At 37.7% G+C, this 13428-nt stretch carries 12 protein-coding genes, 1 tRNA gene and 1 pseudogene; 5 read left to right on the top strand and 9 right to left on the bottom strand.

The features are described from left to right. Positions 1–9: 9 nt before the first annotated feature. Positions 10–966, top strand: coding sequence for a C40 family peptidase (locus ACZ430_RS09470; protein ID WP_297210336.1), 957 nt, complete (start codon positions 10–12; stop codon positions 964–966). Here the strand turns inward: ACZ430_RS09470 and ACZ430_RS09465 are convergent. The 5 genes and pseudogenes from ACZ430_RS09465 to ACZ430_RS09445 all read right to left on the bottom strand — a co-directional run bounded on the left by ACZ430_RS09465 (position 963) and on the right by ACZ430_RS09445 (position 5317). Further along, positions 963–2900: a molybdopterin biosynthesis protein gene (locus ACZ430_RS09465; protein WP_297210333.1), complete on the bottom strand. Its 1938-nt coding sequence runs from the start codon at positions 2898–2900 to the stop codon at positions 963–965. The genes ACZ430_RS09470 and ACZ430_RS09465 overlap by 4 nt on opposite strands. Beyond that, on the bottom strand, positions 2900–3637 hold the full coding sequence (locus ACZ430_RS09460) for a formate dehydrogenase accessory protein FdhE domain-containing protein (protein ID WP_297210330.1): 738 nt from the start codon (positions 3635–3637) through the stop codon (positions 2900–2902). The genes ACZ430_RS09465 and ACZ430_RS09460 overlap by 1 nt, the downstream gene beginning before the upstream one ends. Before the next feature lie 14 nt (positions 3638–3651). Next, the gene (locus tag ACZ430_RS09455) at positions 3652–4737 is read right to left on the bottom strand and encodes a cytochrome c peroxidase (RefSeq protein ID WP_297210326.1); all 1086 of its coding nucleotides are present in this window, start codon (positions 4735–4737) and stop codon (positions 3652–3654) included. Further along, positions 4721–5149 (bottom strand): annotated as a pseudogene (locus ACZ430_RS09450) (DsbA family protein); the annotation flags it as partial. The gene ACZ430_RS09455 and the pseudogene ACZ430_RS09450, both read right to left, overlap by 17 nt. 12 nt (positions 5150–5161) lie before the next feature. After that, positions 5162–5317, bottom strand: a complete 156-nt coding sequence (locus ACZ430_RS09445) for a hypothetical protein (protein ID WP_297210323.1) — start codon at positions 5315–5317, stop codon at positions 5162–5164. A gap of 95 nt (positions 5318–5412) precedes the next feature. Here ACZ430_RS09445 and ACZ430_RS09440 point away from each other — a divergent pair. From ACZ430_RS09440 to ACZ430_RS09425, 4 genes are all read left to right on the top strand, one after another. Continuing rightward, positions 5413–5484, top strand: a tRNA-Gly gene (locus ACZ430_RS09440). A gap of 17 nt (positions 5485–5501) precedes the next feature. Then, positions 5502–6287 carry a tRNA (adenine-N1)-methyltransferase gene (locus ACZ430_RS09435; RefSeq protein WP_297210321.1) on the top strand — a complete coding sequence of 262 codons (786 nt, stop codon included), beginning with the start codon at positions 5502–5504 and terminating at the stop codon, positions 6285–6287. Next, positions 6284–7588, top strand: a complete 1305-nt coding sequence (locus tag ACZ430_RS09430) for a B12-binding domain-containing radical SAM protein (RefSeq protein WP_297210319.1) — start codon at positions 6284–6286, stop codon at positions 7586–7588. The genes ACZ430_RS09435 and ACZ430_RS09430 overlap by 4 nt, the downstream gene beginning before the upstream one ends. Before the next feature lie 9 nt (positions 7589–7597). Then, complete coding sequence (locus ACZ430_RS09425) at positions 7598–8284, top strand: phosphorylase family protein (RefSeq protein ID WP_366934793.1); 687 nt, start codon at positions 7598–7600, stop codon at positions 8282–8284. A 2-nt stretch (positions 8285–8286) separates the two neighbouring features. Here the strand turns inward: ACZ430_RS09425 and ACZ430_RS09420 are convergent, their stop codons facing one another. The 4 genes from ACZ430_RS09420 to ACZ430_RS09405 are packed head-to-tail and all read right to left on the bottom strand — an operon-like array spanning position 8287 to position 13388. Then, positions 8287–10125, bottom strand: a complete 1839-nt coding sequence (locus ACZ430_RS09420; RefSeq protein WP_464910580.1) for an ATP-binding protein — start codon at positions 10123–10125, stop codon at positions 8287–8289. Positions 10126–10127: 2 nt separating this feature from the next. After that, positions 10128–11363, bottom strand: a complete 1236-nt coding sequence (locus ACZ430_RS09415) for an ABC transporter substrate-binding protein (protein WP_464910579.1) — start codon at positions 11361–11363, stop codon at positions 10128–10130. Further along, positions 11345–11569, bottom strand: a complete 225-nt coding sequence (locus ACZ430_RS09410) for a sulfurtransferase TusA family protein (RefSeq protein WP_297210311.1) — start codon at positions 11567–11569, stop codon at positions 11345–11347. Before ACZ430_RS09410 ends, ACZ430_RS09415 begins: the two co-directional genes overlap by 19 nt. Then, positions 11550–13388, bottom strand: a complete 1839-nt coding sequence (locus ACZ430_RS09405) for an FAD-dependent oxidoreductase (RefSeq protein WP_464910578.1) — start codon at positions 13386–13388, stop codon at positions 11550–11552. Before ACZ430_RS09405 ends, ACZ430_RS09410 begins: the two co-directional genes overlap by 20 nt. Positions 13389–13428: the final 40 nt, after the last annotated feature.

Below are 13428 nucleotides of genomic sequence, written 5' to 3'. Positions count from 1 at the left end.
AGGTGAAGTATGAAACATTACGTTCATCTTTTAATTGTTGCGATATTAATCATCCCTTGTCTTGTATTTGCCGATACATATACGGTCAAGAAGGGTGACAATATATGGAGAATAGCGAAAAAGTTTAATGTGTCCGTAGAGGATATAAAAAAGAATAATAATCTGAAAAGTAACAACCTTCAAGTAGGTATGAAGATAGAAATACCCGAAAAAAATAATAAAAAAACAGTCAAAGCATCAGGCTCAAAAAATAAAGAAACAGAGCCAACATATCATACTGTAAAAAAGGGAGAAAATCTTTACAGAATAGCCAAAAAATATAACTTGACCGTTGACGAATTAAAAAGAATGAACAACCTAACCACTAACAAGCTGAGTAATGGCCAGAAACTCTTAGTAAAAGCTCAACCTAAGTCTTCTGAAAACTTATCAGTCAGGCCGGATGAAAAAGTGCCAACCCTTGCTGCCTCAAAATTAGATATCGACTCAAAGGTTGAGGAAATAGAGGAGATTAAAGCATCAGAAGATTTATCACAAATGAGCCTTACAGACAGGCTTCTCCTTTTCGCTAAAAAAATGCTACATCTTCCATATAGATTTGGGGGAAATAACTTTACAGGCCTTGATTGTTCTTTCTTTGTTAAAAAAGTTTACTCTATGGTGGGAATAACTTTACCGAGAAGTGCAAGAGAACAGTTTACAGTGGGCGTTCCCATAGCAAAAGACGAACTTCAACCGGGCGATTTAGTCTTTTTCAGAACATATGCAAAATTTCCATCCCATGTGGGAATATATCTTGGAGACAATTTATTCATCCATGCATCCACAAGGGCAAAAAAAGTAACCATTGACAGTTTAGAAGCTCCCTATTATCTGCAAAGATACATTGGTGCAAAAAGAATACTGGGAATAGACAAGGAAGAACTTGAAAAAGCCTTAGAAGAAGTGAAAAAACAGGAAAGTTAATAGCTTTTGTATAGTATCTTTCCCATGTCCCTGATGTCGTAACCACCGAGTTTTAAAACGGTCTCTCTAAATTCCTTATCATTAGTAATCGTATCAAGCAATGCTTTAATTATCTCTAAATCCATGAATTCAGCAGGAATAACAAGGTCATACCTCTCCTCTGCTAAGGGAATGAAATCAAGCCCTAAAGCTTGAGCAGCTGAAAGAATTCCTAAACCCACATCTGCCCTTCCCGTTAAAACTGCGGCAGCAACGCCCATGTGAGTGTATTCATCCGTTTCATATCCTCTTATAGCTGAAGGAGGAATATTAAGCTCCCTTAAGTGTTTGTCAAGAAGAAGTCTGGTGCCTGAACCTGCCTGTCTGTTGATAAACACAACATCCTGACGAGTGAGGTCTTCAAATCTATTTATATTTTTCGGATTTCCCTTCTTTACTATAAATCCTTGAATTCGATAGACCAGATTTATAAGAAAAATCTCCCTGTCGGCCATTAACTTTTTGATAAATGGAACATTGTATTGACCTGTCTCTTCATCGAGCAAATGAGTTCCCGCAACGTGAGCTTCTCTTTTCTTTATGGCGATGAGACCGGCCATAGAACCTACATGGGCAGAGGAAAGTGTTATATGGGGATATCTTTTCCGCAGAAAGTTATATATTATGTCAAGAGTATTGTCATGACTGCCTATACAAACTATTGTGTTGTCTATTTCTTTTTTACTTCTCCATAGATTAACCTTAACCTCACTTCCCTGCGAATACCCCTCTGAACCTTGTGGTATCACCATGAAGCCATCAGCTCTAACTACTGACATAAGCAGCCCCGCTCCACGTCCCATAGGTGTGACAACATACTTTTCTCCTACTCGTCCCACCTTAACCCTCACAAACTCATCTACTCCTATATTTGAAGAGATTTGTCTTGAAATTATAGCGGTTAATTCCTCTTTTTCCTCCATAGACGTGCCAAGATATAGGTCTAAAAGAGGCTTTACAAACAATTCATAACATATAATCGCAGACACTGGATATCCCGGTATTCCTAAGACTGGCTTATTATCTATAAATGCTGCAATGAATGGTTTTCCTGGCTTTATGGCAACGCCGTTTATTATTACCTCTCCTATTTCGCTCATTACTTTATAAGTAAAATCTTCTTTTCCATACCCTGAGCCTGCATTGAGTAAAACCATATTACACTCTCTCAAAGCAGTCAAAACTGCTTCTTTAATTTCATCGTAATTATCTTTTACAATCGGATATACCTTTGGTTCTGCTCCTGCTTGCTTAACAAATCCACTTAAAACTGCCGAGTTGTATTCAATTAGCTGAGGAGGCTCGGGCAGTTTATGAGACAGTTCATCGGCACTGATAAGCTCCGAACCAGTAGGTATGATACCAACAACAGGCTTTCTTCTGACTTTAATATGTGTTATTCCACTGGCAAGCATTGCGCCAATATCAATAGCTCGAACCCTGTGGCTTTCGGGTATTATAAGCTCCGTTGCCACGATATCCTCGCCTATTGGCCTTACATCATTGTAAGGAGGCACTGACGAATAAATCTCTATATAGCCGTCTTTTATGCTTACCTCTTCAACAGGTATTACTGCATCAAATCCTTCTTTAAGAGGGTCTCCTGTCTCAATCCAGTAAGCATCCTGACCAATTTTTAGCTTAACAGGCTCTCTTTCTGTGGCCAAAAAAGTATCCTTTGCTCTTACCGCATATCCATCCATAGCAGAAGAGTGAAAGTATGGCGAGGAAAATTTTGCAAAAACAGGCTCTGCTGTTATTCTATCCAGAGCATCCTTGACAAAGACTACTTCAGAGGCAATGGGAAGCTCTACTTGCTCGATAAATTTATCAATTAATCTTTTCTTTGCCTCTCGAAGAGATAGCAGTTCATGAAAGACCTTTTTTTCAGCCATTATTCTATGTTCCTCAATCCTATTATGTTCGGTGACCTTCTTATGTAACCCTTTTTCTGAGCGACTATATCAAGAGGAAGACTTATAAGGTCTATGAGGAAAGGGTCTCTGTATTTTATGTAATCTTTTTCTCTGAATGTTTTTATATAGGTATTGCACTCTAAGCAGTAATCAGCCCTAATTTCTTCATCATCGAGAATTATCTCCATTTTACTTGAGTCTTTGTTAAAACAGTAAGGACAGCCTATACGATAAAAACTTCCACCGTGTTCACATAGGGGGCAAATCATTATTCTTTCATTGTTATCCGTTATCATTGCAAGTGATGAATCGCTGCCGCAGACAGGACATTTTCCCGTTTCCATAAATGATGCTTGCTGACCTTCTTTTCTTAAAAAAACAAAAAAAGGCTTACTGAGTATGAATAGGAGCCTGTTAAGCTCTTCCTTTGAGAGTTCTTCGCTTTGTATGGAAAGACTCCATAGACTTGAAGGCTCTTCTTTTGGATTTTTACCCTCTCTTAGTATCTCCTCTTTTATGAAAGACACAGACTCGTAAGGAATATTAAATGTTGAAGAAAAACCTCTCAGAACAATATCGATTAAATCTGTAGTACTCTCAAGCTTTACTCGTTGTTTTTCGTGTTTGCACCATTCGGTAAAAGTTCTTATTTTACTGTATAACTCAAGAGGGCTTTGTAGATGAGGCTTTTCCTTTATTATTTCGTCAAAAGTCATGATACCTCCTCATTTTATGGAATTTCAGGTGGCTTAATTTTCAAATCGTCACCACTTAAAGCTTCTGTCAAGAATATCTTTAAAACTCTCTTCTCTTCGTCATTAAGACCAAGAGGTTTTAATTCTCTATTGCCCTCTCCTCCCCCTTTGTTGAAAAACTCTATTACTTCATCTAAATTTTTAAATATGCCATTGTGCATATATGGAGCAGTTTTAGCAACCTCTCTTAAAGTGGGAGTTTTAAAGGCTTTATAGTCAGCTTTTTTCTTGGTTTTAAAGTATCTACCGAGGTCTTCCTTTATGTTCATATAGTCAGGATATTTATTTATCTTGGCTACATATCTTCTGGTAACGATGAACTTTTCTTCGTTTGCATATTTTGGATTTTCAGGAACCATGAGGGCATGAAACTTTTGGTCACTTAAATAGGCACCGTGATGACATTTTATACATTTACCCTTTCCTGTGAATATCTCAAGTCCTTTCTTTGCTTCATCAGATAGAGCATTCTTGTCGCCTCTCAGATATCTGTCTATGGGAGCATTCTGAGATACGAGAGTTCTTTGAAAAGCGGCCAGTGCTTTTGCTATTAACTTTATATTCACTTCTTGTCCGAATACTCTACGAAAAGCCTCTCTGTATTCAGGCACTATTCTTATCTCTTCCTCAACGAAATCAAGATTTTGATTCATTTCAAAAGGAGACATTATGGGAAATTCAGCCTGCTGTTCGAGTGTTTTGGCTCTACCGTCCCAGAAAAAGCTCTTTGCATAGGCTATGTTTATGAGAGTAGGAGCGTTTCTAAAGTTTCTTGTGGTTGGATAGCTCAGAGATATCTCGGAGGCATCGGTGAAGGTTTTCTCAGGGTCATGACAGCTGGCACAACTTGTTGTTCCGTCTCCTGAAAGACGTCTGTCAAAGAAGAGCTTTTTGCCAAGCTCAACTTTTTCAGGCGTAGTGGTATTGTATTTCGGTGAAGGTGGTTGTGGAAGAGGTTCAATACTCTTCTTTCTCTCTGAAGCATATGCATTTAAGCATAAAAAACAGGCAAATACAAGAGAGGCAATTAAAAAGACTCTTATACTACCTCTGCTTTGCATTTTCAAGCTCCCTGAAAATAATATTTTTGAAATAATCGGCATCTCTTACGCCAAGCACTTTAATTCCGTTTATAAAAAAAGCAGGTGTTACGTAAAGGTCTAATTCTTTAGCCAGCTTCAAGTCTCTCTCAATAATATCCGCTCCTTCCATATTGTCTATTGCTTTTATAAACTTTTCCACATTGAGATTTAACTCTTTTGCATAGGCTATGAGAGATTCTCTGTCAAGTTTTGGTGACTTTTTAATTAGTAATTCATGCATTTCTGCAAACTTGCCCTGTCTCCAGGCTTCCACAGCAGCCTCGGCGGCGATTCTCGCATGGTCTCTGTAGCGATACGGAAAAAATTTGACAACTAATTTCACCTTACCTTCAAGCTCCTTCACCAAGCCCTCAATGGTCGGACCGACCTCAACGCAATGGGGTCACTGATAGTCTATGAATTCGATAATTGTAACAGGTGCTTTTTCGCTTCCTATGAAAGGGGAATTTTCAAGGGAGATTGAATATCGAGGTTCAGCATGAACTAAAACGGGTAAGATAATTAAAAAATAAAAAAAGATGGCCAACTTCCTTTTCATTAAAGGTCTCCTCCTTGTTCTTAAAATTAATTATATCAGAAAGCAGCCGCAAAGGTTGACTTATTTTTTATCTGAATGATATAAAAAATAAAATTGCGGGCGTAACTCAGCGGGAGAGTGTCAGCTTCCCAAGCTGAAGGTCGCGGGTTCGAATCCCGTCGCCCGCTTTTTTATTGGAGGTTAAGTGTCATTATTCAGTGAAAATGAATTTGCCCTTCTTATTGATACAAAAGGTAGAAAATATCTCCTTAAATTAAAAAAAGACGCAGTCTTTTCTTTCCATAAAGGCAATATAAAACTCAATGATATAATTGGCAAGCCCGACGGCTCTACGGTCACTTCTTCAATGGGAGAAAAACTCATAGTTTTCCGGCCAACCCTTGAAGAGTATATTTTAAAAATGCAAAGAGGCGCTCAGATAATATATCCAAAAGACATTTCAAGAATAATTACGCTTCTTGACATATTTCCCGGAGCAAAAGTATTTGAAGCAGGCACAGGTTCCGGTGCATTAACTATGCATCTACTCAGAGCTGTATATCCCTATGGAAAGATTATTTCCTACGAAAAGAGAGAGGACTTCTACAAGAGAGCAAAAGAAAACATAGAGAGTTTTATACCGCCCCAAATGTTAGAGTCTCTGTCATTACAAAACAGAGATATCTCTGCCGGTATCGATGATACAGACTTTGACAGGGCAATTTTAGACTTAACAGAACCATGGCTATTTCTTGATGGAGTAGTAAAAAATCTTAAACAAGGAGGAATTCTTGGCTGTTATCTGACAACAGTCTTACAGATTTATAGTCTTATGGAAGAAGTTGAGAAGCATTACAGTAAAACCCTTTACAAGATTGGAATATTTGAACTCCTTGAAAGAAATTGGGAAAAAGAAGGACTGAGCCTTAGGCCTTCGCTTAGAATGGTTGCTCACACTGGATTTATAGTAGTCTTCAGAAAAATTGGATGAGTTTTAGATTTCTTCTTGTAAACCCTTGGATATACGACTTCGCAGCTTATAACTTCTGGGCAAGACCCCTTGGACTACTTAAAGTGGCAGAGTTTTTCAGTAGATTTAATTTTAATCTAATTCTAATTGACTGCAGTAATTCTTTCAATCCAAAAAAATACGGCACTGGAAAATACGAAACAACTACCGTTGAAAAGCCTGAGAAACTTAAGGCAATTCCAAGGAAATACAAAAGATACGGCATATCAGAAAACCTCTTTACTGAACTCCTAAAAAAAATTGGCAAAGTTGACTTAATACTCATTACTTCCATCATGTCATACTGGTGGCACGGAATAAAACATTGCATCAATATATTAAGAGATATTTTTAAGGATACGCCTATCATTGTCGGAGGTATATATGCAACCCTCTACAAAGAACATGCTGAAAGAAATATTGATGCCGACTACATATATACAGGAGAGATTGACGATAGAATTAAAGGGATTATTGAAAAATTTGGAATAAACCTTAAAGAACAGAGGGATAAACGCTTTTACTGGTGGCAGATGGGTTTCTATAAAGATATGCCTTATGCACCACTGTTGACTTCAACAGGATGTCCTTTCCGCTGTTATTACTGCGCATCCTCTCTTCTCAACCAGACTTTCAAGCAAAGGCATAAAGAAGAGGTAATAGAAGAGATTAAAGGACTCTATAAACTCGGCGTAAGAGACTTTGCATTCTATGACGATGCTCTTCTTTTCAATGCTGATATACATATTAAACCAATTCTAAGAGAGCTAATAAAGGAAAGATTATCCATACGTTTTCACACACCCAATGGACTTCACGCAAGATTTATCGACGAAGAACTTGCACTGCTTATGCGACAGACAGGATTTAAAACACTTAGGCTCAGCCTCGAAACTGTGGACATTAAAAGACAGATTGAAAGTAGTGGTAAGGTAACAAATGATGACATTGAGAGAGCCGTGTTCTATCTTAAAAAAGCTGGCTTCTCCTCTCAGGAGATAGGTATCTATATAATGTATGGACTTCCAGAACAGAGTTTGGATGAAGTAAGAAGAGGCATCGAATTTATCAAAAAATTAAAAGTTCGAGTTCATCTGACTGAATTTTCGCCTATCAAAGGCACATACTACTGGCAGGTGTTAGTAAAAAAAGGAGTTATACCAGACGATTTAGACCCCCTTATGACTAACAACTCTATTTTTTCAGAACTTTTCTGTCAGTATGACAAAAAAGAGCTTGCTCAGATAAAAATTGATGTTAACAAATACAATCTGCTAATATAGAAAACTTTAATACAAGGAGGCTCAAGGATTGTTAGCTTTTTTTTTGCCACAAAAGTAGAGTCTGAACTGATAAAAAAAGAATTAAAGAAAAAGTCTGAAAATTCAATCGGAAACCTACTATACACAATAGGAAAGTTGGGAAAATATGAGATTGTCCTTTGTATAACAGGTATCGGCAAAGTAAACGCTGCAATTTCCTCAACCATTGCCTTTCAAAATTTACCAATAAAAAAAGCTCTAATTTCAGGTATTGCCGGTGCATATCCAAATTCAGGCTTGAATATAGGAGAAATTGTAGTAGCTCAAAAAGAAATAAACGCTGATGAGGGACTTCTAAGAACTTGCAATGACCATCCTAATTCCTTTCTTTTTTTAAGTATTGAGGAGATAAATCTGGAAATACCTCAAAGCCTTAGAAAGCTAAAAAAAGGAACGTTTCTTACGGTCTCATCATGCACGGGCAATCTAAAAAGAGCAAATTTTCTGGAGAGAAAATTTAATGCTGTATGTGAAAATATGGAAGGTTTTGCAATTGCCAAAGCTGCTCAATACTTCAATATTCCCACAATGGAGATAAGGGCAATAAGCAACTTTGTAAAAAGCAGACGTAGGCTTTTAAGCCCAATTGAGATAAAGAAAGCTTCAGAGATAATGCAGAAGTTTATCATAGAGAACATATCTTCCCTTATGGTCTAATGCTATTTTTTATCTAATCTTTTTATAGGAACGGTAAAGTAAAAAATACTACCCCTGCCAATTTGACTTTCAACCCAGATTTTCCCTCCGTGAGCTTCAATAATCTGCTTTGAGATAGGAAGACCAAGCCCTGTTCCTTTAGGTTTTTCTCTCATTATATCCCCTACCTGTTTAAACTTCTCAAAGACTTTATCCACATCGGACTCTGGAATTCCTACTCCCGTGTCTTCAACGCTCACAAGTATCTCTCCATTCCTGAGCTCTGCCCTACAGGCAATGTAACCCCTTTCGGTAAACTTAAGGGCGTTTGAGAAAAGATTTATCATTACTTGAATGAGCCTCTCTCTGTCAGCGTATATCTTAGGCAAATCAGGTTGAATACTGTGCTGGAAAGGCAAACCCTTCTGTTCAAAAAGGGCAGAAAGTGCTCTGTAAGCATCAAATATTACCTCCTCTATTGATATCTCTTCAAAGTTCCACTTTACAGAACCAGACTCAAGTTTTGAGATGTCAAGAATATCATTTATTAACGAGGTTATTCTTTCACCTTCAGAACGAATAATGTCAAAATCTCTGTTGATTTTATTCAAAACTTTATTTATTTTCGTATCTTTTGTACCTATCTGAGGTATGAGAGTGTCTTTAAATTTCCGTTCAATCATTTCGACAAAACCAAGTATGGAAGTCAATGGTGTCCGTAGTTCATGACTTACGATGGTTATAAATTCTGTCTTAACTTTGTCAACCTGTTTTTCTTGAGTTATATCTCTTATGAGAATGACCGAACCCAAGATACCCCTTGCTTCAGAGTCTTCTGAAAAGTATTCCTTTTTAATACTCTTTGCCACAGCTTTGCCAAACCTATTTTTTGTAAGTGTTATTTCAGTGGATAGTATATCCTCTGTTTTTAGAGAGTTGTTGACCAGTTCAACCAGTTTTTTTCCTAAAATTTCAATATTTTTACCTATCATTTCGTGCTCAGCCAATCCAAACATATCTGAAGCTGCAGGATTTATGTGATTTATTACTCCATCTCTGTCAACAACTATCAAACCATCTGCCATATTATCAATAATAGTTGTAAGATAGGCAAGAGTATCCTGAAGCTCTACCACCGCATCTTTAAGAGCATACTCGTATCTGTCAAATATCTCATTTATGTTATCTGCCATTGACTGCATAGTGTTAGCAAGCAGACCAATTTCATCGGTTGACTTTATATCTACTTTTGCGCTGAAGTCATGCTTGAGAAGCTTTTTTGCATACTCCGTAAGTTCATTGAGAGGCTGCGATATCCTATTAACCATAAAATAGGCAAGCACCACGCTAAAGAGAAAAATAAACAGAAGCAAACCAAGTTGTTTTCCAATAACCGTCCACATTTTTCTGTCAATAATATTTTTGTTCATACCAACATGCACAAATCCTATAGCACCCTCTGTTATTGGCGCTACTACATCAAGAAACTCTCCCATACCTTCAATTCTTACATCTCGAATCCCCCCTCTGTGAGATTTCGAAAGCTCAACTATCTCTGAAGGAATAGAGGGCACAAAGGTGTACGATATTATCTCGCCAGAAGAATCTATAACGAAAACATAGGATACTCCCTCAATGTCAAGATACTGATCTATCATTGCCTGAACAGTGGCAGAGTCAAGATTAAGAATTGTCTCAACCGATGATGAAGCTATGCTGCTTGCTATGGCTGTTCCTTTTGATTTGTATTCTTCTGTGAGATTTTCATATAAGTGCCAACCAGAAAAAATGCTGATTGCAAAGAATATTATGGCAAAAAGAAAAATAATGCCGAGAAGAGTTCTCTGAAATAGCCTTGACATTCTCATTTTTTCCAGTCACTCCAATCTCTTATAGGAACAAATTTGCCATCCTTTACAGTAGTGTAGTAGACTTTGTCAAGGGCTTGATGTTTTTTAGGTGAAAAGCTTATTTTTTCGTCAATGCCAACATCCAAATTTTTTATGGACTCGGCAGCTCCTTTAATCTCCTGTCTTTTAGGTTCTTTACCCAATTTTTTCAGTATCTCTACCATCAACTTTGCATTCAAAAAGCCCTCAAAACTGACAAAACTGTATTTAAGAATTTTATAGTCTTTTTCCATTAAATCTGACGGCGGCAAGGGGTTATATCTATCCATCAACTCCCTGTAAAGTCTAACTGCCGGAAGTCCCGTATCTTCGTAACTTGGAACTACCTGAGAGTTAATTAGATTTTTAGTGTAGGAAACCCCCGTTTTTCGCTCTTCCTCAAGAAGAAGATTTATCATGAACTCACTACCTACAAAAGATACATTTGCAATGGGCACATCCCATTTCATATTCCTTGCATCTCTTATAAAACCAGCACATGCCGCATATGCCCCTACAGAGATTATGGCATCAACTCCTGCATTCCTGAGAATTTCAACCTGTTTTGTAAAGCTATCAGAATACTTTGCTCCTCTTTTATAAGTTGCCTCTGCAACAATTTTCCCACCGTATTTAGCGAGAGTTTTCCTAACTCCATTCCAACCACTTCTGCCGTAGGCGTCAGCTTGATAGAATATTCCAATTCTCTTTCTTCCAATTTTGATAAAGTTTTCAACAAGTCCGCCTGTTTCCTGTTCATAGGAAGCTCTAAGATTAAAGACGAATTCATCATAAGGAGGAGTTCTGTGGGGCATGGCACCAGTGAAAGGAAAAAACAGATAGATATTTCTGTCACTGTTACTCTTTAAAATTGGAAGAATTCTCGTTACTGTTGGAGTTCCAACATAATTGAAAAGTGCGAAAACCTTATCTTCTTCTATAAGTTTTACTGTATTTTTAATGGTAGGTATAGGATTGTAACCATCGTCATAGGCCTTTATCACTATTTTTCTACCGTTTATGCCACCTTTCTCATTGATGTAAGAAAAATAGGCCATTGCTCCTCTGTAAAGTTCTATACCCAGCCCACCTGTAGGACCTTTGAAAGCAGCAGACATACCAAGAACAATTACATCTTCTTGCTGAGCATAAAGAAAGGTTGGAAGAAGAATCAGTATGACTAACGAAATCTTTAAAACTGCACTTGACATCTTTTAACTCCTCCACCCTCGTCCCTAATCCAGAGAAGAACCTTATTGTTTCTTCGGCACCAGTTTTTAACATCATTTTCAAAGGTAGGACAGTCAGCAACAACTTCAAGAATATCTCCCTTTTTCATTTTTAAAGCCTTAATTGTCATCTGTATGGTAGGCTGGGGACATTTTAATCCCCTCGCATCAAATACTATTAAAGCCATCCTCTTTCCTCCTTAAAGCATATAAAATTCCTTCTATCTCAGCCTCTATCTGTTCAGTTGTAAATCCTGCTAAGTCCATAGCCTTGGCAGGACAGCTAACTACACATATTCCACATCCCTCACACAGAGCCTCGATTAAAGTTGGAGAATTCGCCTCCAGTTCAATCGCACTGTAGGGACACTGGATAATGCAAATGCCACATTTTGTGCATCTATTATAATCTATTTTAGCTATGACTGGAGATTTAATAATTCTGCCATCTCCGAGTTCTGAAAGAATTTTTCCCACTGCTGAAAAGGCATCTGTTACAGCCTCCTCTACACTCATCGCTTCTTTTATGGAACCAACCGGAACTATACCCGAAATTTCAGGAATACTGTCTCCACTTATAATCGCTGGGCATAAAACCACCAGGTCAACTTCATATCTCCTATCCTTAAAATCTATGAGAATAGACTCGTCAGACCTTACTGAAAGCTCATCTATGTTTTCATACCTTACAATCTCAACAAGAGGGTCTTTTATTGAACTTTGATAAAGCGAATAGGCTTTTCTACCAGGAAGGACTATCTCCTTCACGAAATGTATAATTTTAAGTTCTCCGTATCTTTGCCTCAGAATTCTGTTGAATTTAAAGGCATATTGACAGTAGACTTTGCTGCAGTAGGGCTTGTATCTCTCATCAAGGCTTCCAACGCAATGAATTATGGCTATACTTTCAGGGTCTTTTCCGTTTTTCACAAGAATCTCTCCCTTGCTTGGTCCTTCTACATTTAGAATTTCCTCAAACTCAATGGCATTGTATATGTAATCAGCCTTTCCGTAGCCAAGATTTGAGAAAATACTACAGTCAATAAGATTAAATCCTGTAGCCCATAAAACTGAGCCTACCTTTATTTTTTCAACCTTCTCTAATTCACTAAAATCAATTGCTCCTTCAACGGGGCATTCTACCTTACATAGACTACAAGAATCTCCTTTAAAATTAAGGCAGTTTTCCAAGTTTATTCTTGCCATAGGAGGTAATTTCATGGGGTCTACCCTTATAGCTCCTTCAGGGCACATGTCCTCGCAGGCTGAACAGCCTATGCATTTTTTGGGATTTACATAGATTGGTTTTGTCAAAACTTCTGCATAAATATTTCCAAAATAGCCTTTTATCTCTCTTATTTCAGCATTCAGTCTTAACTCAACAGAGCCATTTAAAATCTCCTCAATCATCGGATGGACATAGCAAGGAGAGCAGCTTAGGACAGGAAAAAGTTTTTCAAATCTTGAAATCTTACCTCCAAGAAAATCCTCTCTCTCAATCAGGAAAACTTTTCTTCCCGACTTCGAAAGCAATAAAGCCGAATTTATTCCAGCAACGCCTCCTCCTACCACAAGAACGTCCTGGCACACAGGAAATTCCGAATATGTAAGAGGAGTCTGCTTTTTGAGCCTCTCCAATGCTCCTTTGAAAAGGGCATAGGCTTTATGGATTGCCGCTTCTTTGTCTTTCGTCACCCATGCCACCTGTTCTCTCAAGTTTACAATGTTGACCATATAAGGATTAATACCTGCCCTTTTAGCAATCTCTTCAAACAGAGAACCTTTGTTATGAATTGAACAGGCAAGAACAATTAAACCCTCGGGTTTCTTCTGGGAGAGTCTATCCGATAATATACTCTGAGAGTCTTCTGAACAGGCAAGGTCAAATCTTTCAATCCATTCGACTTCTTTTGATATTAAATCTCTGAAATTATTAAAGGGAATCTTTTCATCAATCTGACCTGAACAAATGCAGAAAATTACCCCGATATTCAAAAGTCGCCCCACCCCTTATTGAAGATGGAGATATTTTAACACAAAAAAACGT

The organism is Thermodesulfovibrio sp. TK500a, from assembly GCF_055381765.1.
This window is presented reverse-complemented; position numbering and strand designations above follow the sequence as displayed.

Coding starts and splice junctions, on each gene's coding strand:
- ACZ430_RS09470 (WP_297210336.1), top strand. CDS start 10: ATGAAACATTACGTTCATCTTTTAATTGTTGCGATATTAATCATCCCT.
- ACZ430_RS09465 (WP_297210333.1), bottom strand. CDS start 2,900: ATGGCTGAAAAAAAGGTCTTTCATGAACTGCTATCTCTTCGAGAGGCA.
- ACZ430_RS09460 (WP_297210330.1), bottom strand. CDS start 3,637: ATGACTTTTGACGAAATAATAAAGGAAAAGCCTCATCTACAAAGCCCT.
- ACZ430_RS09455 (WP_297210326.1), bottom strand. CDS start 4,737: ATGCAAAGCAGAGGTAGTATAAGAGTCTTTTTAATTGCCTCTCTTGTA.
- ACZ430_RS09445 (WP_297210323.1), bottom strand. CDS start 5,317: ATGAAAAGGAAGTTGGCCATCTTTTTTTATTTTTTAATTATCTTACCC.
- ACZ430_RS09430 (WP_297210319.1), top strand. CDS start 6,284: ATGAGTTTTAGATTTCTTCTTGTAAACCCTTGGATATACGACTTCGCA.
- ACZ430_RS09420 (WP_464910580.1), bottom strand. CDS start 10,125: ATGTCAAGGCTATTTCAGAGAACTCTTCTCGGCATTATTTTTCTTTTT.
- ACZ430_RS09415 (WP_464910579.1), bottom strand. CDS start 11,363: ATGTCAAGTGCAGTTTTAAAGATTTCGTTAGTCATACTGATTCTTCTT.
- ACZ430_RS09410 (WP_297210311.1), bottom strand. CDS start 11,569: ATGGCTTTAATAGTATTTGATGCGAGGGGATTAAAATGTCCCCAGCCT.